The following is a 24,965-nucleotide window of genomic DNA, read 5'->3' on the forward strand; positions in this document are numbered from 1 at the left end:
TTTATTCTTCATTCGGTCTTGTTTATAGGTTTTTAATTATCTGCGACGGTATGCAACATCAACAATTTTGCTTAAGCCACTGAATTTATCGGTTAATATCAAATCTCCATTTACGGGAGGAACAGTATACAATTCTAATGTGCCAGCTGTGCCATAACTTCCAAGCACTAACTTTTTGTCTGCGTTTCTGGCGTAACTATGAAAACCAATATAAGTCACAGCTTCTGAACCTTTGTCTATCATCAATTTTGCCGACTGTGTACCGTGATCGTATTCGTAGACTTTATTTCCAGCAACGTAAAATAAATATCCAGAATCTGGGCTCACAGCAAACTGAGTTGCTTTATCAAAATCAGGGGCATTTAAAATTTCTTTATAATAATTCTGTACCAAAGTTTTTGTAAAACGAAGCAAATGGTATTTTCCAGTTGCTAAATTCTTAAGAACTGCAAAATTTTCAATTCCGTTATAGCTAGAAGTTGTCATATAAACCAGATCAGAATTGGTATTATTCCAATCTAAAACAGTTGGACTCCCAACAAGCGGCGGCATTGTAGAACAGTTGCCTTTAGAATAATTAAACCTTACAAAACGGCGCGCATCTAGGTCAAAAAATACTGGTGCTCCAATAGAATAACCCGCATTTTCTGCAATAAAAGGCGCCGCATTAAATGTTTTGGTTTCGGTTTCTAAAATATTCTGCGGCAATCCGTATTTGATATTAAAGACACGTAAATAGTAGTAAATATTTCCTTTAGAGTAAAGAAAATTTTCTCCTCCGCCTGGCGATTTCATAAAATCTATGCCAAAATTTGTTGGAAATGCTCCGCCTAAAGTTTCGTAAGCCAAATTTTGCGACTGTGCCCAGCCGAAAGAATCTGGATCTATACGCGCCGTACCATTTTCTGTAGTGGTAACATATATACCATAAGCTGAAGTTGTTGATAAAGCATTACCTAAACAAGTAACTTCAACAGGTTTACCAGATAATTTTAGTGCAGAACCGGCAGCATCTAAAACATCTGTAATGATACGCGGCTGCGGAATTGAAGGCAAAATAGAAATCATATCTAGACGCGCTTTTCCGTCTGCTTCACCAATTACTAGCCAGCCTTCATAGATCGAAGAGACTACATTTAGATCAAAAGATTTTCTTTTCCATGTTACTCCCGTGACATTATCTTTAATAAAATAATACACATCATAAGATCCTGGTGGCAATTTTAATATTCCATCAAAATTTTTGGTTGTTGCTATAATTGTTTTTGATTCTAACAAAAGTTTTGACGGATTTAGTGCTACCCACTCGTAAGTATAACGTTCTGGGTTACTGCCGTCATCGATAGTGGCATTTAAATCTGGCGTAATTTTAAGATACTCTCCTGTATATACGGTGTAACTATCCTCAATTCCGGTAACAGCAATTTCATTAATTTCTTTATAATCGTAATTCCCTTCGTCGTCTGTACAGCTATAACTTACAACCAGAAGCAGAGAAAGCAATAATTGAATTTTTATATTTTTTAACATGTTGTTCTATTTTTAGAATTAATGAATTGTCTTTATGGAAAAATCATTTCTTTCCCGTCCTCTTCATAAATAATATTTCCAGATGCTTTTTGATCTGCCAGATAACGCTTCATAAAGTTTTGATAATAGTTGATATCGGCAATTGCCAAACCTGGAGCTCCTAATTTCTGATTGAACATAGAAGGTTGCAAACCCATCAAATCACACATTAAAAAGAACTTTTTAGCCGTAAAAACTCCCAAATAAGGAACATACCAGCCAAGAGGCTGAGTCAGTTTATCGTCAAAAGACAATTTGAAACTTATATAACTTAGTGTTTTTTGAGTGAGTACATTTGTAACCGTACTTTTCATATCGGTCTTAAACGATTCATTTTCCTCAAGATTCAATACCAATAATTTTCCTTCTCGCTTCATGTCTTCTGTTCTTAACATGGTTACTGCAATTGTATCTACAGCTCTTCCGGCACGCATCACAATGTTATCAGGCAAAGTAAAGTGTGTTCCCAAAACTGCAGTACTCGAAGGATCAACTGTTAGTTTTATTTTTCGATCTACATCTGACACTTTTCCCTGAACTCTAACTGCAAGAAAATAAACATGTTCTTTTACCGTCGCAGGTTCTAAACTAAAACTATAACCAGTACTATCTATAAGCGGTCCATTGAATACTAACTCAAAAACAGAAGGCGAAAAATAAATACTGTCTGAACCTTGGTACGTTTCAATTTCTTCGCTATTACAAGATGTTACTGCCAAAAAGGCTAAAAAAGTGATGCCTAAAATCAATATTTTTTTCATGTGTACTTTTTTAAATTATTGAAAATTAATTTCAGAATCTGGTAACGGAACTACGTATTGCAATGCATTCATCGTAACGTTTCCAGAAGCTGCAGAACCATTTGGAATAGTCGTACTGTTTATTCTTTTATAATAAAAAAACAGCTGGCCTTCTCCTATAAATTCTTTTCTATACTCTTTAGTAATTTCTGTTGTTACGTTTGCAGTTGCCGCCAAATTGGACAGACCGCGATTAAAGCGAAGTGTATTTAAAAAAGTAATACTTTCTGCTGGAGATGGCGCTGCTTCGGCTGCAATAAGATACATTTCTGAAAGCTTAAACATCGGAATCTGAAAACGGAAAGGTTCTTCTAAATTTACTATGTCTGTAACATCTTCATATTTGTAGAATGTTTTCTGCGTTTTTCCTCCAACAATCGGAATTTTCCAGCTTGGCAAGTTTCTGTAATCATTATCGTTCGATTCAAAAACGGCATTTATTCTGTTTAATAGCGGCGCATAAATTTCATCGTCTGGCAAACTCGAATCGAATAAATTTTTCTGTTTATTGTATAATGTAAAGTCACTTAAAGCAAAGAACGTTTCAGGAGAAAAAGTTCGATCTGGAATAATTGAATGAGTTGCTTCCAAAAATGTAGTCCAACGAAATAAAGGACTTGCTTTAGTAAAATTGATCACTTCATTTGCCGTTGCATATGCACCAGTTTTGTCTCCAGAATATAAAAGCACTCGCGCTTTAAGGCATTTTACTGCTAAATAATTCAGACGATTTCCTCTGTTGTAAGAATAATATGGATTTGCATCAAAATCTGAATTTCCATTATATTTCCCTACGGTAACAACAGGGTCTTTTGCTAGTAAAACCAAGGCTGCATCAAGATCTGCGAGAATTTTTGACATCGCATCTTTTGCTGAAATCAAAGGCTGATTCACGGTAACTGCTGCATCGTAATACGGAATCGCAGGAAGTGATGCATCTACTTTATAAATTGGCCCGTACAAACGAAGCATATCAAAATGAAGCATAGCTCTTATGGCAATTGCCTCCCCTGTTAAAAGATCCGCTTTTTCTTGAGAAACAACTCCAGAATGCTCTTTCATGCTTTCTAGAAATTTATTTACATACAAAATAGTTGTAAATGCTTTTTCCCAAACGTTTGAAAAAACCGCTTTAGGATTTGCTTCTGTGTAAGCATAGGTTCCCATTTCATATTTGTCATGATTACCTCCCGTATTGTACTGCTGTCCTAAAATTTCGACAGCATCCATAGTCAGCTGCTGCCCGTATAAATTATTTGAAGAAAGACTCATATAGAGTCCGTTGTGCACATTTTGCACTCCGGCTTCATTTTCAAATATCTGATTTTCTAAAATTTTATCCTGAGGCACTACATCCAGAAAGTCGCTGCAGCTGGTAGCTGAAAAGGCAATCAGAAAACATAATGCTATTTTATTTAAATACTGATTCATAATTATGGTATTAAAATGATACGTTTATACTTAGCGAATAAATTCTTGAGAACGGATAGGTAATTCCGCGCTCGGCTTTTATAGAAGAAATTCTAAAAAATTCATTCGCATAAGCGTTAAATCCTAAACCTGCCAAACCAGATTTTTGAAGCCATTTTCTATTGGTCACACGATATCCAAAACGCATTGATTCTCCAGAGATATAATCATCTTTCTGAATAAATCGAGAAGATATTGGAGTTTGATTGGTTAAACTAATCGCTTTAAATTGAGCAATCTGTCCAGGAGTTGTCCAACGATCTGTAAAGGCTCTCGCATCTTGATTTTCAAAAATATTATTTATGCTGATGTTTTCTACTTTATCATACAAAGCTGTATTGAATCGGTCTGCACCAAAACTGTAACGGATGAAAACACCTAAACTGAAGTTCTTGTAGTTTACATTTGTTGAGAATACTCCAGTAGCAATTTCTCTAGAATTTCCCATTACAACTTCATCTTTTTTATCTAAGATGAATGTCTTCTCTCCATTTTTCTTTAAGAAAATTTCTTTTCCAGTTCCAGGGTCAATTCCTAAAGATGGAACAGCCCATAAGTCGTTTGAACTCGCTCCATCATAATATCTTGTTAGGCTCGTTGTTTTTTTAGCGGCCTCGTTTAAAGATGCCAGTGCGTTATTAAAACCTCCTAATTCGTTTTCATTTGTTGTAGCAGTTAAACCAACTGACCAAATAATATTTTCTTTATAATTATTGATAATATTATAATTTCCTTTTAGCTCTAAACCTCTTGTGGTGATATGACCTACATTTAGCGGATAGGTATTTACTCCTGTAGAAGCGGCAAGATCTATCGGAACAATTTGTGGCGTAGTTACTCGGCGATAAGCTCCTAATGTAAGGGTAAGCCTATTTCTATACATCGCTAAATCTAAACCTACCGATAAATCTTTTGTTTTTTGAGGTTCTAAATCGGCATTTGCTAATTGCGAAATATTTAAACCTGCTCCAAAAATATTAGTATTTGGATCGTATGTGTAAACATCATGTGAGGCGTAACCCACTAAATTCTGGTTTCCTGTCTGACCATAATTGGCACGAATTTTAAAGATATTAACGATATCCTCATCCATTTTAAACTCGTGATTTAAGTTCCATCCTATTCCAATTCCATAATATGGGGAATATTTTTTATTGGTTCCAAAGTTTGTTGCTCCAGAAATGGTTTGCGTTAAATCAAGCAAATATCTTTTGTCGTACGCATAGTTGATCTGGTTGGTCAAATCTATACTTCTAACCATATCATTGTAAACTTCTGGTTTAGAATTCAACTGAAATCCGAAAGCAAACGAAGGATTACCGGGAACTCCTAAAGGAAATCCTCTCAAAATAGAACCATACGATGTATTTTTTGTTTCGTATGCAGAAGCTCTAATGGTATAGTTTAAAGAATGTACACCGGCAAACACATTAGAATAAGTCCCTCCAATGTTCGCATTCCATTTATTGGTTAAATAATCTATTCTTTCATAGCTTCCTTTTTCAGTTGGAAGATTGGTAATATATCTCGTATCATCTGGCGAGATAAATGTCGTTGCTGTATTGTCTAATCTCGAAACAGATAAGGCTGCTGTAGTTCTAATATGCGAATTGATGTCATAATTTATGGCAAAGTTATTCGTAAAATTAAAATCAACATCTTTGTCATAACTGTTCAAAAACACATTGTAAAGCGGATTTGCAGGCTGGTTTAAAGTACGTTGATTAGCAGGAATTGGAAGTGAGCTTCCGTCCAAATATCTTGTTGGCACACCATTTTCGTTGTATTTTGGATAATACGGACTTGCTTTTGCCCAAATAGAAAAATCGCCATACGGAGAAATCTGATTGTTTCCTCCAGAAATAAAGAAGTTATTATTAAAACTTACTTTATTTTTTCTGTAGGTTAAATTGGCATTATATCCCCATGTATTATGCTCTGTACCCTTCATAGTTCCAGAAACCGTTTTGTAATTTCCGGCAAGGTTAAATCGAAACTCATCAGATCCTCCACCTACTGTTAAACTGTGTCCCGAAGTGATTCCCATCTGGATAGGTTCGTTCAGCCAATACGTATTAACACCGCGGCGCACTGCAGCCAGACGATCATTGTAAACCTGCTCGTATTTTATTGGTGTTTCATAAGAAGAATAACGAGATGGCGTGTAAGCTCCAGAAAGTCTTTCGAATTCTAATTTCTGCTCGGCATTCATTAAATTATAAACACTTAAATCTGCCAATTCGTAAGATGAATTATACACATAAGAAACCTGTAATTTTCCAGGAAGCGGTTTATTGGTTTCAATAACGACAACTCCATTTGCAGAACGAGAACCGTATAATGCAGTTGAAGCAGCATCCTTCAATAAAGTAATGCTCGCAATTCTATTAATATCTAAATCGACCACCTGCTGTAAAGTAGTCGGAAATCCGTCCAAAATAAATAACGGCTGATTTGGATCTTCCTTAAACTGGTCATTTACCTGATTTACAGATAAACTAGTTTGTCCTCTCACCTCAATTACAGGCAGTACATTTGGGTTTGAACCTGCAATATTATTATTTAAAACGATAAATGAAGGATCTAAAGTTTTTAAAGCCTGCACTACGTTTTGAGTAGAAACCTGTCTTAATTCCTCTCCTTTATAAATTGAAACTGCACCTGTAATTAATTCTTTTTTACGAACTGTAACCCCAGTATTTACGACAACACTAGACAATTCATTTCTTTCCTCAAGCAGTTTTACGTTAATTACCTTTCTTTTATTTACTTGAATAATTTGTGCCTTGTGGCCAATGTAAGTAAATAAAATCTGCCCGTCTTCGGGAGCCATAATCGTAAATTTTCCGTCAAAATCAGTTTGCGCACTGGCATTTGTCCCCTTCACTTTAATATTTACTCCAGGTATCGGTTCGCCTTTTTCGTTGGTCACCGTACCTTTAATTTCAATATCTTTTGCTTCAATGATATAAACCTTCTCTAGTTTTCGGTTTTCTTTGATAACAATGGTATTACCGTTTGCGAAACTAAAGCCAAAATCATTACCCGTAAAAGTGGCAGCCAGTAAATCATTTACTTTAATTTTTCCTTTTTTTAAATGTACTTTAGGCAATTTTTTAAATGAATCTTCCTGATAAATAAAAGTATAGTTGGTCTGTTTCTTTATGATGTCAAAAACTTCGTCAACAGATACTGTTTTATCAGCTGTAATTACAACTTTCGTGTTTTGTGAAAATAGATTTACGGGAGAAAAACCAAAAATTGTAGTACAAAACAAGAAGATAAAAGTTCTCATAATGTTAATAATTAGCCGCATTCTAAAATAGAAATAGGCACTGGTTAATTTAAATTTCATAAATTTACATGTTAATTGGTTGGTTGGTTGTTAAAACTGATTAATGGATTAATACACAGAAAGGGATAAAGCGCAGTACGGTGAGAGGTCTAAACTTTAATCCCTTTTCTTTTTATTTGATTATAATCTTATTGTCTTTTTTCTCATAGGCATTAATAAAATTAATATTCTTGATCGTGGTTAATATATCTTCTAGTTTCTGATTCTTATTTAAAACCCCGTTAAACTTAACATTGCCAAGCGCAGGATCTGCAAACACAATATCTACATCGTACCATCTTGACAATACTTTTGCAATATCTTTTAGAGGCATTCCTTTAAAAACAAACAATCCTTTTCTCCAAGAAATTTCATTATAAACATCTACTTCAGAAACGGTTATATTTCCGTTATACTCCGTTATTTTAGACTGTTCGTTTGGTGTTAAAATCTGTTTTTTTGCCGCATTGCTAACGGCAACAACTCCTTTTACGAGCGTGGTATAAATGGCAGGTTCGTCTCGGTAAGCTTTAATATTAAACTCCGTTCCGATAACTTCAACATTTTGTTCTTGGGTTTTAACTTTAAATCTTGAACCTTTATGTTTGGTGCTTGGCGATACTTCAAAATAAGCTTCTCCATAAACCAGTTCCACTTGTCTGGTTTCGCCATCTGTAAAAGCAACCGGATATTTTAATTGCGATTCCGAATTCAGCCAGACTTTGGTGCTGTCTGCCAATTGTACAAAAAACTGTCCGCCTCGTGGAATCGTTAAAAGGTTATTGGCAATAGCTGCCGTTTTCTTATTCGAATTGTAAATCAGTTTTTCTCCGTTGCTAGAAGCGTTTCCTTTGCTATATGATTTCCCTTTTTCCAATTCAATTACAGAACCGTCTTCAAGAGTCAGCGTGGCTTTGTCGCTTCCAATCAAAATTTCTTTGTGTGCCACTTGCGGCGTTTCAATCTTAAGCGGATTGGTTTTATTAATTATTAAAGAAATTGAAATCAGTAATAATAATGAAGCTGCCATTGCTCCTAGCTTAAAAGCAGTTTTGGTATAAAAGGGTTGTATTGATATTATTTTTGTTTCTTGAGACTGAATGGCATTTTGAAGACGGGTTCTCATTTTAAATTCTAATTCTTCTTTAGAACCTAAGTTTTCGTCCCAATCTTTGTCGGTCTGGAAACTTTCGTAATAATTCAATAATTTATTATTCTCCTCGAGATTCGTATCACCGGAAAGATATCTATTTAGTAACAGTAAGAAATCCTCTTTTTTCATTTTTTATTGTATTATTTCGGGAGTATATAAGGTAAGTAACCAAAAAGGAATGTTCCCCCTAGTCCAAATGGTATTTTTTTTGATTTTTTTTGAAAAGCAATTAAAAAAGAAGAAAAACCACACCTCATCAGCCCAAACACTTCATTTTATTTTTTGCTAAAAGATATTTTTTGAGAGCCATAAAATCATCGCCATGCTCATACTTTCGCCCATAGAAGATCGGATAGTATGAAGCGCTTTTGTAATATGATTTTCAACGGTTTTGGTAGAAATATTAAGTCGTTCGGCAATTTCTTTATGACTCAGCTGTTCTTCACGGCTTAATTTATAAACGGCCTGACATTTTTCTGAAAGCGATTCAATAATTAAATTCAGCTGTTGCACCAATTCGTCGTGCATAAGCTGCGTTTCTGGAGTTGTAGACAAAAAGCGTTTTTCTAAATCGTCAAAAAGCTCGACATGTACTTTGTCTTTGTTTTTTCTTAAATGATTAAAAACCTGATATCTTGCACAAGCGTACATATATCCTTTCAGCGAAATATGAATTTCGATTTTTTCGCGATTGTGCCAAATGTTCATGAAAATATCCTGAATAATATCTTCGCACAATTCTTTGTCTTTAATCACATTGTAAGCCGACATAAAAAGTGCCTGCCAAAATTTATTATACAATTCTGTCAATGCCGATTCATCGCCGTCACGAAGACGATCGATTAAAACTTGATCCTGATTTAAGATGGAATTTGGCAATGATGGCTTTTTAAAGAATTGAATAATTCGCAACAAACTTAATAAATTCCGTTAATAATCCTAATTTGTTCTAATCATCAGAGCTTTATAATTAGCATTAATCTTAATTTTAAATAGCAAAAAGATTTAAAGAAAATCTAATTTTAATCCAACAATCAGCTCTATTTTTTAACATAAGCAAGAATCACAATTAAAATAAAATGAATTTTTCAAAATACAAAACGCAAAATCTTGTTAAGTTAAAATTGTATTTTTATTAAATTTCAAAAAAATGACGTAGCCAATTTCTTTAAATCTAAAAGGGAATTTTCAACACTTATTTTTTTAACTCAAAAATTCTTAAATAAAAAAATCTGCCATAGAAATTTCTACAACAGATTTTATACGCTAGAAATAACAATACCAATTTGATAGTGCCCTTTTTATAATTATTTGTATTTTTGGACTAGCAGATTATATTTATTCCTAAAATAAAAACAGTCCAGATGCTTCGACCTTGGCCTTTAGAAATTCAGCTAGATAAAAAATCAGACAAAGCCATTTACCTGCAAATTGCCGACGCGGTTATTGACGCGATAAAAACAGGAAAATTGGTCAGCGGAAATGCTTTGCCAGGAAGCAGACAGCTTGCCGATTTACTCAAGGTAAACCGAAATACTGTTGTAGAAGCTTTGGATGTTTTAAACGCCGAGGGCTGGCTCGTAACCATCGACCGAAAAGGCACTTTTGTAACGCAGTCACTCCCGCAGATTGATCATTTTTCGGAAAATAAAAAAGATGAAAAAATGGTAACCGAAGAATCTAAAAGTTTCTTGGTTTTTGATGACGGACTTCCCGACAGCCGCCTCGCTCCAATGAATGATCTGGCAAGAGCGTACCGCGAATTGTTTAGCCGAAAATCGCGCTGGCAGATTATGGGTTACAGCAGCGAATTGGGAAATCTGGAGTTTAGAAAATCGATTACTCAAATGCTGAATTTTAAACGTGGCATGAGTATTTCTCACGATCAAATCTGCATTACACGCGGAAGCCAAATGGCTATGTATCTCGCCTCACATTGCATCTTGAAAGCAGGCGATTTTGTCTTAGTCGAAAATCCAGGCTACAAACCTGCGTGGGAAGCTTTTGAAAATGCCGGCGCTACTCTACTCCCTGTAAATGTAGAACATGACGGACTGGATATTGATCAAGTCGAAAAATACTTGCAGCATAAAAACATTAAAGCCATTTATGTTACACCGCATCATCAATTTCCGACGACGGTTACGCTATCTTTAAAAAAGAGATTAAAATTGATCGAACTTTCTAACCAATATCATTTTACGATTATTGAAGACGATTATGATAATGAGTTTCATTTCGGACAACGCCCAATACTTCCGATTTCGAGTTATTCGGCTTTAAAAAACTATATTTATATTGGCACTTTCAGTAAAATCGTTGCTCCTGCTCTTCGTATCGGTTATTTAGCCAGTTCACATGAAATTATTCAGAAAATCGGGAATCATCGAAAAATCATCGATGTTCAGGGCGATAATATTATGGAAGAAGCGATTTTAAACCTCATCAATGAAGGCAAAATAAAGCGTCATCTTAAAAAAGCTAGTTTGGTTTACAAAAGCAAAAGAGATTATTTCGAAAGTATTTTAAACCAGTATCTTCAAGACAAAATCACGTTCTCAAAACCAGAAGGCGGATTGGCTTTTTGGATTGTCCCAAAAGAAGAAATCAATGTTCTTGATGTTTTCGAAAAACTAAAATCGCAAGGTATTCAAATCATGAATCCGAATAGATTTAGTTTTGATGAAACGATCAAAGGTTTCCGTTTAGGGTATGCTTCTCTTTCAGAAAAACAAATGGAAGAAGGAATTATAGCACTTTCTAAATTACTTTAATAAAAGCTCTTCGACCCAACTCTAAGTGACATTGTAATTGTCTGGCTGAGCGGAGTCGAAGCCTTTTTCAAAAACCAACCTAATAAAATATTTTCTAACACATAGAGACATAGTTTTTATTTTGAATGTGTGCAAGAAAAAAGAAAATGATACATCATTAACACATAGCTTAAGAAAGCTTATTTGCACTAATGTTAGTGAAACGCTTTTTATGATCCACAAAATCCTATGTTTCTATGTGTTAAAAATTTAATTACAGTTTTCCATTTCAATAATAGAAAAACCATTTGCCCGAATCTGATTTTCAACTTCAGCCGGTGCTTTATCGATGTGGCAGAAACGGCATTCTTTTGAAGACAAATCCTGTCCTTCTTGCGCCACACTTTTCAAGTATTTTTTACCGTAATCATATACTTGTTCTGCATTCACATTTTCGTCAACCAAAATATCAAAATGCATAATTTTTCCGTCTTTACGGGTTACATAAGTATCCCAAACTGCTACTTTCATTTTTTTTTCTTTTTTAAGGTTCTAAGCTGCTAAGGCGCTAAGTCGCTAAGGATATCTCTCGCAAATTTTGCAGATTCGGCAGATTTTTTTATTTGTAAATCTGCGCAAATCTTTACACGTTTAGTAATCTGCTTTATCTGCTAAATCTGCGAGAAAACATTTTTACTCATTTTTTACAGCAAAATGTTTTCGAAGATTTATGCAAAACATACAATGATCAATATCACAGAAACTTAGCATCTTAGAAGTCTCATTTTACTCTGCAAATTTATGCTGGTTTTAAATGTGCGGAATCATCCAGTTTTTTCATTTTTTGAGCGGTACTGGTCCAGTACTATTTTATAGTTTAGATTTAATTTTGTGATATGGAAAACGATATTATTTTTAATTTGAATCAGGTTCATCAGCGTATTGAAGAGGCCTGTAAAATTTCAGGAAGAAATCCTGCTGATGTTCAGCTTTTATTGGCGACCAAAACAGTTCCGGCAGAAAAAATACAAATTGCAATTGAAGCGGGTGAAACTTTAATGGGCGAAAACAAAATGCAGGAATTGCGGGATAAAAATGATGTTTTGAAAAATCTTCCTGTGGAACGCCATTTTATTGGACATCTTCAAACCAATAAAGTAAAAGATGTTTTGAAATATGTGACATGCATTCAGTCTCTAGACAGAATAAATCTGGCAGATGAATTGCATAAACAGCTTCAAAACCAAAAAAGAAAATTGGATGTTTTTGTGCAAGTCAATACCTCGTATGAAGAAAGCAAATTTGGACTAGCACCAGAAGAAGTTCTTTCATTCATTAAAAAAATAAAAACATACGACACTTTAAATATTAAAGGTTTAATGACGATCGGGCTTTTGGATGTTGAAAAAGAAAAAATGATTCCCTCTCTACGACTTTTAAGAACGATTCGAGATGAAATTTATGCAGAAGAAATCGAGGGTTTATCCGATTTAAAATTGTCTATGGGAATGTCTCAGGATTTGGAGCTTGCCATTGCTGAAGGTTCTAATATGGTTAGAGTTGGCACATCTATATTTGGGAATCGATTTTTAGGGAAGGAAATTTGGAATGAGAATATTGTGGAATGAAATTGAGTTATCATTCTGGGACGATTTTTTTTATAAATATTCAACCCCGCTGGGGTTGTAGACGACGGTGATTTTAATTTTCTATAAATATGTAATCCCTCTGGGATTTATTAATTAGGAAATTAATTCGGATTTAAACAACAACTCTAAATTTTCAAAAAAATTAAAACAACTAAAGAATATCCCGAAGGGATTATCTATTTATAGAAAAAAATCCCATACTAGAATAATAACTCCAGCGGAGTTAAATATTTATAGAAAATCAAAATCCCCCTATCTACAACCCCAGCGGGGTTGCACCTATTGACATCAATAATTAAAAAAATAAAAAATTACTTTTGCAAAAAATAAAAGCAGATGAACCTGAATGATCTTACTGTAATCGATAATGAAAAAATTGCACTGGACGATTTGTTTTTTAGTGACGAAAACAAAGCCGCTTTATTTCAAATCATTAAAGAACATCAATATATTGACGAATTAAAAAAATACAATCTGAAGGTTGACAACAAGATTTTACTGCACGGAAGTTCTGGCTGCGGTAAAACGACAACTGCAAAAGCGATTGCCAATACTTTAAACAAAAAAATTATCATTGTAAACCTCAGCACGGTTGTCGATTCTCGAATTGGCGAAACTTCGAAAAATTTAAAAGCGATTTTTGATAAAGCCATACTTGAAAGAGCCGTTTTATTTTTGGATGAATTTGACCAGATCGGAAAAAGCCGCGACAGCGACGACAAAGATGTGGGCGAAATGAGACGTTTGGTGAACACGATCATTCAGCTTTTTGATTATTTCCCTTCTGACAGCTTATTGATCTGCGCAACGAATCATTACGAAATAATAGACCCTGCTTTATTGCGAAGATTTCAGCTTCGTTTAAAATATGAAATGCCTTCAAAAGAACAGCTGGATATTTATTATGATAAAATTTTAAGCACCTTTCCAGAGCATTTTCAAAACATAGAAAGGAAATATTCGATTTCGTATGCCGAAGCCTTGGACTATATAAATACTACAATGAAAAGGCAGATTATTGCAACTTTAGAACCTAAGTAGCCTCCTTAAAAATATTCCGTAGGAATATATCATTGGTAAAACAGAAAACCCGCTGCATAATACAGCGGGTTTTCATTTGGCGGAGTTTTTATATAGAATGAATAGTGTACTAAATTATAATCCTCTTGTTAGCCATCCTCTTTTGTTGGCTGTTACTAGAGCATAAGGCGCAATCCAGAATAAACTGAAAGTATAGAAAAAACTATAAGTGTACGCCCAGAAAGATTCTGTCGATTTATATCTTTTTGCATAAAATAGCATTGAGAATGTTGACATAATCAGAATTCCAAAAAATGTAGAAGTCAAGAATAATATCGGGTGAACTGCAATAAAATAGATCATGAATATTAAAAACGGATACGTCATAGCAATTCTAAAAAACTGATTCAAAAACAGCATTCTTGCTCCAAATTTTGATTCTTTTCTAAAGTTGGTGAACACAAATTTTCCCATTGCCAGATTTTCACGAACATTACTTCTCGCCCATCTGATAAACATTTTGTATAGCCCTTTGTATTCTTCAGGAACATTGGTTAAAACCACTGCATTTCTTTGAAATTTCACTTCCAATCCTTGTTTCAAGATCATATTAGTCATCGCACGGTCTTCTCCAATATCTGATGGCTGTCCCATAAAAGTTTGGTTGATCCATTCTGGAAGACAGTTAAAAACTGCATCTCTTCTGTAAGCTGCAAGTGCGCCAGGAGTACATAAAACAGATCCTAACTCACTTTCTGCAGAACGCTGAAATTCAAAACTCATTACAAAACTTACATTCAGCATTTTTGGCAAAATAGCGGTTTTGTTATTTAGAACTTGAACGTTTCCTGCAACGGCACCACATTTTTTGTTTACCACAAACGGACTTACCAAGTTTCTTAAAGTATCTTTTTTCACAATAGAATCACTATCTACCGTTACAAAGATTTCTCCTGTTCCTAATTTGAATCCTCTGTACAAAGCGTGACGTTTTCCAGCATTTTTAGGCTGTTGAAAGATCGTTACTCTATCTCCCAATTTTGCTTTTGCTTCTTGCATCCAGTACCAAGTATCGTCTTTACTTCCATCGTCGATTGCCAAAAGCTGTAATTTTTCAGCTGGATAATCGCTGTCTGCAAGACTTAATAAAGTGTCCCAAACTAGTTTTCCTTCATTGTAAGCTGGTACAATAATCGTACAAGTTGGCAACAAATCGTCTGAAACAGATGGAATTGCTTTATATCTTAAATACAAGAAAGAACTGTAAAGAAAAACTCCTGCTTGATAAAAGAATAAAATAGTAGCAATAATCAAAAATGGAAATCCTAATGTAGATTCGATTCTTTCCATTTGAAATTGTTCGAAATCATCTTGCAATTGAATCGTAAAATAAGTTCCTACCAACATCAATATAAATGTTCCGATTAAGACAGTAGAGCCCAATAGGCTGTTTGGTCTTTTTACGTGTATTTTTTGTGCTTTTTCATTGGTTCTAAAAAAAGAACCGTTTAATGTTTTTTTGCTGATTGCTGAACTGCCGTTCGCATAAAATTGTTCTGAGATAATTGTTTCGCTTTCCATGCTTATACTCCTTTTTTAATTTCCTTAATTTGGCTTTTAGTAAAATCTTTTTCCTTTCAAAAAACGGACACATAAAAGATTTGACATAAACACAATTTGCAAGCGGCATGCCAATACGATTTTAAACTGGTATAGAGCCATTTAAGAAAATCAAGACCAAAAAGAGTGTGTAATTATTTTACACTTTCTGGATACGGTATACACAAAAATTGGAGAATTTGGAATCGAAGAAGTCAGATTTCAGAAGGGTTTGGCGTATTTTTTCTTTTGCTTGAAAAAGAAATTCTGAATCTCGAAAAGCAAGTTTTATAAAAAATTATAAGAACTAATGAAAACGCTATTTTTATAATAAAATTGCATCAAAAAAAGAAAGCAGCTTTATTTTGTATTTTTTTTTTATCTTTTAAAAAACATTCTTCACAAAAAAGCTAGAAGTTTTAGCGAAAAAAAGTTAAATTTATCGAAACAAACTTAACCCTAAACTTAAGGAGAATACAAAATGACTAAAGAGCATTATTATCTTTTATTGGCTGATGACGACGAAGATGACTGCCTTTTCTTTAAAGAAGCTCTCGATGAGATAACTGTCGGCACAACTTTGTCAATGGTACACGACGGAGTGCAGCTGATGAATCATTTAAAAAATACTATTTCAAATCTTCCAGATGTTCTTTTTTTGGATTTAAATATGCCTCTAAAAAATGGCTTGGAATGTCTGGCCGAAATAAAAGCTGACGAAAACTTAAAAAACTTGCCTATTATTATTTTTTCTACTTCGTTAGATGGCGAAATAGTGAACAAATTATATCAAAAAGGCGCTTCTTTTTATATTAGAAAACCAGGTGAATTTGCTAAACTCAAAACTGTTATAGAAAAAGCGCTCACCATTGCATCCGAAAATAATTTCAAACAGCCCGAAAGAGCCAATTTCATTCTGCAACCTTAATCTTCTTTGGAAATGAACCGCAAAAAAAAGGAACATTATTTTCTTTCCCAAGAAGGAGAAATGGGGAATTTAATTCGTTCTGCAGATTGGAGCAAAACTACTTTGGGCGATCCCGAAAATTGGCCTCAGAGTTTAAAAACCATGACGGCAATGATGCTTGGCAATCCGTTTGGAATGTACATTGCTTGGGGAGAAAATTATACGCAGCTGTATAATGATGCTTTTCGCCCCATTCTTGGCGCTTCTAAACATCCTCATGCCTTGGGGATAAGTTCAAGGGAAACATTTGCAGAAATCTGGGATACGATAGGTCCTATGTTTGCAGATGTCATGGAAGGAAATGCGGTAAGTTTTCCTGATTTTAAAGTTTCGCTTCATCGGAATGGTTACACAGAAGATTGCTTTTTTGATTTTTCATACAGCCCGATAAAAATAGAAGACGGTTCTGTTGGCGGAATTCTGGTGACTGTTATCGAAAATACAGAGAAAAGAATTGTTGCAGATGCTTTGCAGGAAAGTAATGCAAGATTTGTGAATAACATTATGCAGGCGCCTGTTGCAATGTGCATTTTTAGAGGCGAAAACCATCTTGTTGAAATCGCCAACGAACAAATGCTGGAGCTCTGGGGAACAAAAGCTGAAAATGTAATTAATAAGCCTATTTTTGAAGTTCTGCCAGAATTGAAAAAACAAGGTTTTAACGAAATTCTTCAAAACGTTTTTAGAGACGGAAAAAAGATTACTACAGACGAATTATTTGTCCAATTGAGCCGAAACGGACAAACCGAAAATACTTATATCAATTTTGTTTACGAAGCGCTGAGAGAAAAGGACGGCACTATTTCTGGTGTTGCGGCAATTGCTACAGAAGTTACCGCTCAAGTTTTGGCGCGCTCAAAAGTAGAAGAAAGTGAACAAAAAATAAGACAGCTGGTTGAAAATGCCCCTTTTCCAATTGCGGTTTATGTTGGGAAAGAAATGCGTATTGAACTGGCCAATGATTCCATAATTAAAGTTTGGGGAAAAGGCCCTGACGTAATCGGAAAAACATACACCGAAATTCTTCCGGAACTAAAGGACGAACCTATTTTTAAACAGGTCGAAACAGTATACGAAACAGGACAATCTTTTCATTCTAAAAATACAAGAATTGATCTTGTAGTAGACAATGTTTTAAAAACTTCTTATTTCAATTACAGTTTTACGCCTTTATACGACCTCAACGGTAAAATTTACGGCGTAATGAACACTGCTGTAGATATTACCGATTTATCTTTAGCCAAACAAAAAATTGAAGAAAGCGACAAGCGATTTCGAGATACGGTAAGGCAAGCTCCTGTAGGAATTACGATTCTCCGTGGGCCGGAATATGTGGTAGAAATGGCCAACGAAGCTTATCTAAAACTTGTCGATCGAGAAGAAAAAACTTTTGTTGGAAGGCCTTTGTATGATTCGCTTCCTGAAGTTGAAGAAACTGTAAGCGCATTATTAGATGGGGTTTTAAATACTGGTATTCCTTTTCACGGAAGTGAAGTTCCTGTTCCTTTAAACCGATACGGAAAAATAGAGATTTCGTATTTCGATTTTCTATATCATCCCTTAAAAGAAGAAAACGGGACTATTTCGGGCATTTTGGTAACTGTTACCGAAGTAAGTGAAAAAGTAGAAGCCCGCAAGAAAATCGAATTGAATGAAGATCGTCTTAAAATAGTGGTTGAAGCCAGTGAATTGGGAACTTGGGAACTCAATGTAAAAACACGGGAACCAATCTATTCGCAAAGATATCTTGAGATTGTGGGCGGTTACAAAGAAGATCTTCAGCTCACACACGATCAACTTTTAGCACATCTGCATCCTGATGATATGCCTATTCGAAATAGAGCTTTTAAAGATGCTCTAGAAAAAGGTTTTCTAAATTATGAAGCTAGAGTTATCTGGTTGGACAAATCTGTACATTGGGTTGAGGGAAAAGGCAAACTTTTTTATGATGAAAACAATGAGCCTCAAAAGCTTATTGGAACAATTAGAGATATAACTGAAGAGAAAAAATACCAACAGAAAATAGAAGATAGCGAAAGGAAACTGCGAAATCTTATCATGCAGTCGCCTGTTCCAAAAGCCATTTTACGCGGAACCGATTTTGTGGTCGAAATGGCCAATTTTGTGCTTTTGAATAATATTTGGAAAAAAGAAGAATCGGAAGTTCAAGGAAAAAAACTATTAGACATATTTCCAGAACTCAGCAAACAAAAATATGCTGAATTGCTACAAGCAGTGTACGAATCTGGAAATGTATATGCAGAATCTGAATCCCTGCTTTTTATTGCTAATGAGAAGACGGGCAGTCAGTTTTATGTTGATTTTGAATTTGCACCGCTCCGCGAAAGCGATAACTCAATTTCTGGAATTCGAATGACATTGATTGATGTGACCGAAAAAGTCGAAGCCAGAAAAAAAATCGAAGAAAGCGAGAAAAGATTCCGCTCGCTTACAGAAAGTATTCCGCAATTAATTTGGGAAACTGATGCTGAAGGAAAAGCGCTTTTTACCTCTGGAAAATGGCTCGAATATACCGGAATTGAGCCTGGAATAGAAGATTCTTGGCAAAAAATGATTCATCCAGACGATTTTGAAGAAAATGTAAAAATCTGGCAGCATGCTCTGAAAACGGGAGAAATGTACCGCTGCGATGTAAGAATGCGCAGAAAAGATGGTTCTTACAGATGGCACACCGTTATTGGCGAACCCGTTTTTGGACTTAACAACAAAATTATAAAATGGGTTGGCGCTTTTACCGACATTCATACCGAAAAAGCCTTTACTCATGAACTTGAACAGCAGGTTACAGCTAGAACAAGAGAATTAATCCAGATTAATGAATCGCTTCGAAAAAGTGAAGAACGCTATCATTTAATGGTCGAAGAAGTTCAAGAATATTCCATTCTATATCTAAATCCAAATGGAATTGTAGAGAATTGGAATGTTGGAGCCGAAAAGATTAAAGGTTATAAAGCAGAAGAAATTATCGGAAAATATTTTGCCATTTTTTATACCGAAGAAGATCAAAAAGCCAAACTGCCAGAGAAACTTTTGCAACTGGCAAGAGAAAAAGGAAAAGTAATTCACGAAGGCTGGCGTGCGCGCAAAGACGGAATTTTATTCTGGGCAAGTGTGGTTATTACGGCTGTTCATAATAAGAAAGGAGAAGTAATTGGTTTTTCTAAAGTTACACATGACTTAACGGAAAGAAAAAAAGCCGACGATAAACTCAAAATGAATGCACTAGAATTAGAGCAGAAAAATAATGAACTGGAAGAAATGAACAAAGAACTTCAGTCATTTGCTTATATTTCGAGTCATGATTTACAGGAACCACTTCGAAAAATACAGACTTTTGCTTCTCAGATTATCGAAAAAGAATCTGAAAATTTATCTGAAAATGGGATGGATAAATTTAAACGAATGCAGAATGCCGCTCAAAGAATGCAGACTTTAATAAACGATTTATTGGCTTATTCGAGAACAAACATTCAGGAACGCATTTTTATAAAAACAGATTTAGCCCAGATTATTGGCGAGGTAAAAGAAGATTTAACCGAAGAACTGGAACAAAAAAGTGCTGTAATTAAAATCGAAAAAAATTCTGAAGTCGATATTATTCCGTTCCAGTTCAAGCAATTGCTTTATAATTTGATTAGCAATTCGTTAAAATTCTCAAATCCTGAAATTCCAATAGTCATTACGATTACAAGCGAAATTGCGTTGGGCAAAGATTTAGCAGAAGAAAAACTGATTCCGGCTAAAAAATACTGCCACGTTAAAGTTTCTGATAACGGAATTGGTTTTGAAGCGCAGTACAACAAAAAAATATTCGAAGTTTTTCAGCGCCTTCACGGCAGAGACCGCTATAATGGCACCGGAATCGGACTGGCCATTGTCAAAAAAATTGTAGAAAACCATAACGGAATCATTACTGCTTCTGGACTTCAGAACGAAGGTGCTTCTTTTGATATTTATATTCCAGTAAAATAAATCAATTAAATAAAAAACAAAAAAAACGGAAACTACTTAATTGGAGTTTCCGTTTTTCCATTTCAAACGAATTGAAATTATCTCAAAACAATTTTTTATCTACTGTAAACAGTAATTATTCCAGTTGTTTTGTCTTTAATTTTAAGTTCTTTGTTGGTAAGATTCATAATATCACTTGTAGAACTTACTCCACCAATTGTAAGCGTAAGGTCATTATGAGATCTTACATAAGTCCCTGTAGTTTCTGTCAAAGCGCATTCAGTACCATTATAATCACCTACAACTGCCGCATTACTTAATCTAAGATCTAAGTAATCTCCAGGACAACCAGCCTGATTCTGTGGAGCATCAATTAGAATTTCTTTTCCATCAGGACCAATTGTTCCTGTTTGTCTCAGATTGTATTTCCCCTGAATTGGTACAATTGTTTCTCCTTCATTATCGTCGTTACTACAAGAGGTTACGAACATTCCCGCGCTTAAGGCTAATACGAATAATAAACTTTTATTTCTCATGATTTGTTTGTTTTTTATTAATTTAATTCAATACTGCTAAATTAAATGTATATACTTACAAAAAATTTCATGATTTTAGGAATATCTTACATAAATCGCATTTTAAGAAAAATCACTTTTTCACATATTTGCCTATAATATATTTAGTAACAGGCCTTAACGAACGATTATTTTCAGGATGCCTGCCATGTCCATTAAAGAAATCAATTCCGTTTGCTGTTTTGGCGTACCAAATTATTGCATCTCCATTTTTATCAAAAAACTGCGTTGTATCGCAAACCTCAACTTTTTTCAGATTGAGCGCACTCTTATCTATAAGTTCTATTTGATTTGCCATTCCGAAACTTTCAATTTTTAAATCACAGTCTACCAATTCATAATGATCATTAGACCATTGCATGCATTCTTTTTGCGAAAAGACAAAATTAAATAGTACAACCAATCCAACTACTCCAGCGGCAATTGCTACATATAATAATTTCTTCGATGTTATTTTTGTTTGTTCCTCACCTGCACCAGTAAAAGGCTGTATGTCCATTCGCTCATTTATTTGAACGGGCTCTTCTTCATAAGGAGGTAAATTGATTTCAGCATCAATAGAAATATCTGTTTCTTCTTTCTCAATCAACATTTCAGAAGAACCTTCCTTCAAATCATTGGTTCCTCTTAGCTCATCTATCAATTTTTGATTTTCTGGTTCTTGCTGTTTTATAAACTCATTAAAAGGCCTTGGCCGAAGATCTACCAATATTGCCGCTAACTGAATAGTATCATCATTTGGTTTCTCTGTTACACCTAATAAAAACCTTTTGACTGATTCTAATTTATTCATCTCATCACTTCCAAACAGATTTCTTTTATCCTTATCAAATGGAAAATCAAAAAAAGATTCAAATCCATTTAGGTCTTCCCTATTGTTATTGGTCTGAAATCTTTTGACACACAATTTTCTCAGATTTGCAGGAGTTGGCGAACTCAAATAATTCGAATATTCTCCTTCTGCTTCCTCTTTATATTTTGCTTTAATAGCATTTTTATAATCTTCAATAGTAAAGTTTGACATAGGCTTTGCTGAACTTTTTAAAACTTTTCTAAAGTACTTTATTCTACTTTTTGCTACTTCTTAGAACTTATTCCGACTTTAAGAAAACTTATTACACTTTCCCGACTTTCCAATCAACACAGGCTCAAAACGGTTGTTACTTTGCCTCAACAAAATTAGTTATCGCTTTGATCTGCAGATTAAAAACAAAAGTACAAAACTAGTTTATGTACCAAGTGCGGAAAACCGTAAAACGGAGTTTATCCGGGAAGTATAAATAAAGCTTTATAGTTCTACGCACTTCACTTCCCAATCAAAATTTGGTATTGCCATTTAAAAACCAACCTGGAAAAGATTCAGGCAGCAATACCCATTGTTCAATTTTAAATTTTAAAAAAATGAAAAATCTATATTTATGGGGAGCGTGCGCGCTACTGTCAACTACATTATTTTCTTGTACTGCTGACGAACTAGAAACAGCTGCAGATAAAACTGAGGTAAAAAAAGAAATTAATCCTTTAACTGGCGGGCAGGCAACGGGACCAGATGATGATCCGATTCCAGTTAATCCTCCTCCAAAAAAACCTTAAATAAAATTTGTAATATTTAATTAATTCTTAATTTCGGGGAAAGTACGTATTATGCTACGATCCCCGATTTTTTTCTTATTTATTCTGCTGCTTTTTTTCTCCTGTCAGGAGAAACCTTCTATTGCTATTAAACCTGAAACATCACGAAAGAACGCTAATATTTTACAACAAAATGCAGTTGATAATTTTAAAAAAGGCAATTATAATAGTGCTTTTTATTACTTCAATAAGTCTAAACTAGAATATGAAGCTACTAAAGACAGTGCCGACATTGTCTTTAACCTTATTCAAATGGCCAACATTCAGCAAATAAATGGTGACTATTATGGAAGTAAGGAAACTTTAACAGAAGCATTACCCTACGCTAAAAATGATTACAATTATTCTGCTGCAATAAACAATCTTTTTGGCATCGCAGATAAAGAACTTTCTTTATACAACGATGCTATTTTTTATTATAGTCAAGCAATCAAAGGGGTTACAGATTCTATTTCAACCATTTCCCCATTAAATAATATCGCTGTAGTTTACATTAAACAGAAAAAATATGATAATGCTGTTCAAATTCTAGAATCTATATTAAATAAAAAGTTTCTAGACAATAAACCTTCATCTATAAAAAGTAAAGCACGGGTTACTGATAATCTAGGTTTTGCTTACTTCAAAAAAGGATTAAACTCGAAAGGTCTTGATTTGTTAAACGAAGGTTTAAAATTAAGAATACAACTCAACGATGAATATGGCTCTATGGGAAGTTATCTTCATTTGGCTGAGTTTTATTCTCAAACAGATATTAAAAAATCAAATGATTATGCTAAAAAAGCTTTCGAAATTGCAACCAAATTTAATAGTGTTGATGAACGGCTGAAAGCATTATCTTTATTAATCGCTAATAATTCTGATGCAAAATATGCCCAGAAATACATCGCAATTAATGACAGTATTATTACGGTGCGAAATAATTTTAAAAACAAATTTGCCAAAATAAAATACGATTCGAAAAAAGAAAAAGACGAAAACCAAAAACTTCGTTTAGAAAGAGCTGAAAATTTAGTAGCATTAAAAGATGCTGAAATAGAAAGAGCAATATTTATTGCTTGCTTTATAATCTTTCTGGTTTTAGTGGTTTATTTTAAAAAACAATATGACTATAGAAATCGTATAAAGAACATCAAAACAGCATACGATACCGAAACCCGAATTGCCAAAGACATTCACGACGGATTAGCAAATGATGTTTTTCATGCCATTACCTTTACACAAACCCAGCCATTAGCCAATGAGAATAGCAAAGAAAATCTGTTGCAAAAACTAGACGACATTTATTCGCGAGTTCGTGGAATTTCTCGAGAAAATAATGATATCGATACTGGTCCAAATTATTCAAAAAATTTAAAAGAAATGCTTTCAACTTATAATAGTAGCGAAACAAACGTTATTATTAATGGCGCCGAAAAAATAAACTGGGATTCGGTAGAACATTTAAAAAAAGTTGCCATTCAGAGAGTTTTGCATGAGTTAATGGTCAACATGAAAAAACACAGTGACGCTTCTATTGTTGCTTTAAAGTTTGAAAGCGCTTCAAATTCCTTAATTATAAATTATTCGGATAACGGAAAAGGCTGCGAAATAGCTAAAATTATAAAAAATGGTTTACAAAATATGGAAAACCGTATTTTGTCTAATAAAGGAACTATTACTTTTGACACTGAACCTAATAAAGGTTTTAAAGTAAAAATAACAATGCCAAAATAAGAGCCTATGTTTAAAAAAGTAATTATTGCCGAAGATTTTGAAGAATTTAATTTAGCCGTAAAACAAACTTTGAGTGACCTCAACATTGTCAATTTTCAGCATGCCAAATATTGTGACGATGCTTTTCTAAAAATAAGAAAGGCCATTCAAGATAGTGAACCATATGATTTATTGATTAGTGATCTTTCTTTTAAAAAAGACCATCGAGAGGTGAAAATCGGAAGTGGCGACGAACTGATTCAAAAAGTTCGTGAACTTCAACCCGATATTAAAATCATCGCTTACTCTATTGAAGATAAGAATGCTCGTATAAAATCACTTTTTGAAGATTCTGAAATTAATGCCTTTGTTCTAAAAGGCAGAAACAGTATTGATGAACTCAAAAAAGCGATTTCAATAATTTCAACTTCAGAGCAAAAATTTATTTCCCCCGAAGTAGCTTCTGCCCTTCAAGAAAAAGGCAACTACGAAATTGATGATGTCGATATTAAAATCCTAAAATATTTATCTGACGGAACCTCTCAAGATGAAATTATAGAAATTTTTAAAACCAGCGACATTAAACCAAATAGCAAAAGTGCCATGGAAAAAAGATTAGCCAAACTGAAAGACTTTTTCAAAGCAAATAATACCATTCATTTGGTTTCCATTACAAAAGATATGGGAATAATTTAAATTCATATTTCCTCTATTCTAAAGCTCCTTCTTGGGGCTTTTTTTATTTCTAAAATCTAAATTTTACCGATTATGGATTTC

General features: G+C 34.2%; 18 protein-coding genes. 8 read left to right on the plus strand and 10 right to left on the minus strand.

From position 1 onward, the window contains the following. Window positions 1-36 precede the first annotated feature (36 nt). The 6 genes from Q9Q97_RS07670 to Q9Q97_RS07695 form a co-directional block, all read right to left on the minus strand. Window positions 37-1,530 (minus strand): PKD-like family lipoprotein, encoded by a 1,494-nt coding sequence (locus tag Q9Q97_RS07670; protein WP_306155972.1) that lies wholly within the window; start codon window positions 1,528-1,530, stop codon window positions 37-39. Between the two features lie 32 nt (window positions 1,531-1,562). Further along, window positions 1,563-2,330 carry a DUF4843 domain-containing protein gene (locus Q9Q97_RS07675; RefSeq protein ID WP_306155973.1) on the minus strand — a complete coding sequence of 256 codons (768 nt, stop codon included), beginning with the start codon at window positions 2,328-2,330 and terminating at the stop codon, window positions 1,563-1,565. A 15-nt stretch (window positions 2,331-2,345) separates the two neighbouring features. Beyond that, window positions 2,346-3,800 (minus strand): RagB/SusD family nutrient uptake outer membrane protein, encoded by a 1,455-nt coding sequence (locus tag Q9Q97_RS07680; RefSeq protein WP_306155974.1) that lies wholly within the window; start codon window positions 3,798-3,800, stop codon window positions 2,346-2,348. Between the two features lie 10 nt (window positions 3,801-3,810). Further along, a complete protein-coding gene (locus Q9Q97_RS07685) occupies window positions 3,811-7,134 on the minus strand; it encodes a SusC/RagA family TonB-linked outer membrane protein (RefSeq protein WP_306155975.1) in 3,324 nt (1,107 codons plus the stop codon). Between the two features lie 172 nt (window positions 7,135-7,306). Continuing rightward, complete coding sequence (locus tag Q9Q97_RS07690; RefSeq protein WP_306155976.1) at window positions 7,307-8,455, minus strand: FecR family protein; 1,149 nt, start codon at window positions 8,453-8,455, stop codon at window positions 7,307-7,309. A 156-nt stretch (window positions 8,456-8,611) separates the two neighbouring features. After that, the gene (locus tag Q9Q97_RS07695) at window positions 8,612-9,205 is read right to left on the minus strand and encodes an RNA polymerase sigma factor (protein WP_306155977.1); all 594 of its coding nucleotides are present in this window, start codon (window positions 9,203-9,205) and stop codon (window positions 8,612-8,614) included. A gap of 485 nt (window positions 9,206-9,690) precedes the next feature. On the opposite strand from Q9Q97_RS07695, the gene Q9Q97_RS07700 reads away from it, so the two are divergent. After that, a complete protein-coding gene (locus tag Q9Q97_RS07700; protein ID WP_306155978.1) occupies window positions 9,691-11,100 on the plus strand; it encodes a PLP-dependent aminotransferase family protein in 1,410 nt (469 codons plus the stop codon). Between the two features lie 249 nt (window positions 11,101-11,349). Here the strand turns inward: Q9Q97_RS07700 and Q9Q97_RS07705 are convergent, their stop codons facing one another. Continuing rightward, complete coding sequence (locus tag Q9Q97_RS07705) at window positions 11,350-11,610, minus strand: DUF2024 family protein (protein WP_306155979.1); 261 nt, start codon at window positions 11,608-11,610, stop codon at window positions 11,350-11,352. Window positions 11,611-11,975: 365 nt separating this feature from the next. On the opposite strand from Q9Q97_RS07705, the gene Q9Q97_RS07710 reads away from it, so the two are divergent. Then, window positions 11,976-12,707, plus strand: a complete 732-nt coding sequence (locus Q9Q97_RS07710; RefSeq protein ID WP_306155980.1) for a YggS family pyridoxal phosphate-dependent enzyme — start codon at window positions 11,976-11,978, stop codon at window positions 12,705-12,707. A 357-nt stretch (window positions 12,708-13,064) separates the two neighbouring features. Beyond that, window positions 13,065-13,769 (plus strand): AAA family ATPase, encoded by a 705-nt coding sequence (locus tag Q9Q97_RS07715; protein WP_306155981.1) that lies wholly within the window; start codon window positions 13,065-13,067, stop codon window positions 13,767-13,769. A gap of 114 nt (window positions 13,770-13,883) precedes the next feature. On the opposite strand, the gene Q9Q97_RS07720 is transcribed toward Q9Q97_RS07715, so the two are convergent. After that, window positions 13,884-15,329, minus strand: coding sequence for a glycosyltransferase family 2 protein (locus Q9Q97_RS07720; RefSeq protein WP_306155982.1), 1,446 nt, complete (start codon window positions 15,327-15,329; stop codon window positions 13,884-13,886). 499 nt (window positions 15,330-15,828) lie between these two features. Between Q9Q97_RS07720 and Q9Q97_RS07725 the strand changes: the two genes are divergently transcribed. Together Q9Q97_RS07725 and Q9Q97_RS07730 are read left to right on the plus strand one after the other, a co-directional pair. After that, a complete protein-coding gene (locus Q9Q97_RS07725; RefSeq protein ID WP_306155983.1) occupies window positions 15,829-16,275 on the plus strand; it encodes a response regulator in 447 nt (148 codons plus the stop codon). 12 nt (window positions 16,276-16,287) lie between these two features. Further along, the gene (locus Q9Q97_RS07730) at window positions 16,288-20,307 is read left to right on the plus strand and encodes a PAS domain S-box protein (RefSeq protein WP_306155984.1); all 4,020 of its coding nucleotides are present in this window, start codon (window positions 16,288-16,290) and stop codon (window positions 20,305-20,307) included. Window positions 20,308-20,402: 95 nt separating this feature from the next. Here Q9Q97_RS07730 and Q9Q97_RS07735 read toward each other — a convergent pair whose 3' ends face one another. Then, the gene (locus Q9Q97_RS07735) at window positions 20,403-20,822 is read right to left on the minus strand and encodes a lipocalin family protein (RefSeq protein ID WP_306155985.1); all 420 of its coding nucleotides are present in this window, start codon (window positions 20,820-20,822) and stop codon (window positions 20,403-20,405) included. Between the two features lie 112 nt (window positions 20,823-20,934). Further along, a complete protein-coding gene (locus Q9Q97_RS07740) occupies window positions 20,935-21,885 on the minus strand; it encodes a hypothetical protein (RefSeq protein ID WP_306155986.1) in 951 nt (316 codons plus the stop codon). A 377-nt stretch (window positions 21,886-22,262) separates the two neighbouring features. On the opposite strand from Q9Q97_RS07740, the gene Q9Q97_RS07745 reads away from it, so the two are divergent. The 3 genes from Q9Q97_RS07745 to Q9Q97_RS07755 are packed head-to-tail and all read left to right on the plus strand — an operon-like array spanning window position 22,263 to window position 24,884. Next, window positions 22,263-22,454, plus strand: coding sequence for a hypothetical protein (locus tag Q9Q97_RS07745; RefSeq protein ID WP_306155987.1), 192 nt, complete (start codon window positions 22,263-22,265; stop codon window positions 22,452-22,454). Window positions 22,455-22,505: 51 nt separating this feature from the next. Then, window positions 22,506-24,209 carry an ATP-binding protein gene (locus Q9Q97_RS07750; protein ID WP_306155988.1) on the plus strand — a complete coding sequence of 568 codons (1,704 nt, stop codon included), beginning with the start codon at window positions 22,506-22,508 and terminating at the stop codon, window positions 24,207-24,209. Window positions 24,210-24,215: 6 nt separating this feature from the next. After that, on the plus strand, window positions 24,216-24,884 hold the full coding sequence (locus tag Q9Q97_RS07755) for a response regulator (RefSeq protein WP_306155989.1): 669 nt from the start codon (window positions 24,216-24,218) through the stop codon (window positions 24,882-24,884). The last annotated feature ends 81 nt before the right edge of the window (window positions 24,885-24,965 follow it).

The organism is Flavobacterium sp. DG2-3, from assembly GCF_030730925.1.
Classification (GTDB): Bacteria; Bacteroidota; Bacteroidia; order Flavobacteriales; family Flavobacteriaceae; genus Flavobacterium.

What these genes read in the sequence shown, in the direction of transcription:
- Q9Q97_RS07685 (WP_306155975.1), bottom strand. Translation starts at nt 7,134, where the DNA reads ATGAGAACTTTTATCTTCTTGTTTTGTACTACAATTTTTGGTTTTTCT.
- Q9Q97_RS07680 (WP_306155974.1), bottom strand. Translation starts at nt 3,800, where the DNA reads ATGAATCAGTATTTAAATAAAATAGCATTATGTTTTCTGATTGCCTTT.
- Q9Q97_RS07675 (WP_306155973.1), bottom strand. Translation starts at nt 2,330, where the DNA reads ATGAAAAAAATATTGATTTTAGGCATCACTTTTTTAGCCTTTTTGGCA.
- Q9Q97_RS07725 (WP_306155983.1), top strand. Translation starts at nt 15,829, where the DNA reads ATGACTAAAGAGCATTATTATCTTTTATTGGCTGATGACGACGAAGAT.
- Q9Q97_RS07720 (WP_306155982.1), bottom strand. Translation starts at nt 15,329, where the DNA reads ATGGAAAGCGAAACAATTATCTCAGAACAATTTTATGCGAACGGCAGT.
- Q9Q97_RS07670 (WP_306155972.1), bottom strand. Translation starts at nt 1,530, where the DNA reads ATGTTAAAAAATATAAAAATTCAATTATTGCTTTCTCTGCTTCTGGTT.
- Q9Q97_RS07735 (WP_306155985.1), bottom strand. Translation starts at nt 20,822, where the DNA reads ATGAGAAATAAAAGTTTATTATTCGTATTAGCCTTAAGCGCGGGAATG.
- Q9Q97_RS07690 (WP_306155976.1), bottom strand. Translation starts at nt 8,455, where the DNA reads ATGAAAAAAGAGGATTTCTTACTGTTACTAAATAGATATCTTTCCGGT.
- Q9Q97_RS07700 (WP_306155978.1), top strand. Translation starts at nt 9,691, where the DNA reads ATGCTTCGACCTTGGCCTTTAGAAATTCAGCTAGATAAAAAATCAGAC.
- Q9Q97_RS07710 (WP_306155980.1), top strand. Translation starts at nt 11,976, where the DNA reads ATGGAAAACGATATTATTTTTAATTTGAATCAGGTTCATCAGCGTATT.
- Q9Q97_RS07730 (WP_306155984.1), top strand. Translation starts at nt 16,288, where the DNA reads ATGAACCGCAAAAAAAAGGAACATTATTTTCTTTCCCAAGAAGGAGAA.
- Q9Q97_RS07755 (WP_306155989.1), top strand. Translation starts at nt 24,216, where the DNA reads ATGTTTAAAAAAGTAATTATTGCCGAAGATTTTGAAGAATTTAATTTA.
- Q9Q97_RS07750 (WP_306155988.1), top strand. Translation starts at nt 22,506, where the DNA reads ATGCTACGATCCCCGATTTTTTTCTTATTTATTCTGCTGCTTTTTTTC.
- Q9Q97_RS07740 (WP_306155986.1), bottom strand. Translation starts at nt 21,885, where the DNA reads ATGTCAAACTTTACTATTGAAGATTATAAAAATGCTATTAAAGCAAAA.
- Q9Q97_RS07715 (WP_306155981.1), top strand. Translation starts at nt 13,065, where the DNA reads ATGAACCTGAATGATCTTACTGTAATCGATAATGAAAAAATTGCACTG.
- Q9Q97_RS07745 (WP_306155987.1), top strand. Translation starts at nt 22,263, where the DNA reads ATGAAAAATCTATATTTATGGGGAGCGTGCGCGCTACTGTCAACTACA.
- Q9Q97_RS07705 (WP_306155979.1), bottom strand. Translation starts at nt 11,610, where the DNA reads ATGAAAGTAGCAGTTTGGGATACTTATGTAACCCGTAAAGACGGAAAA.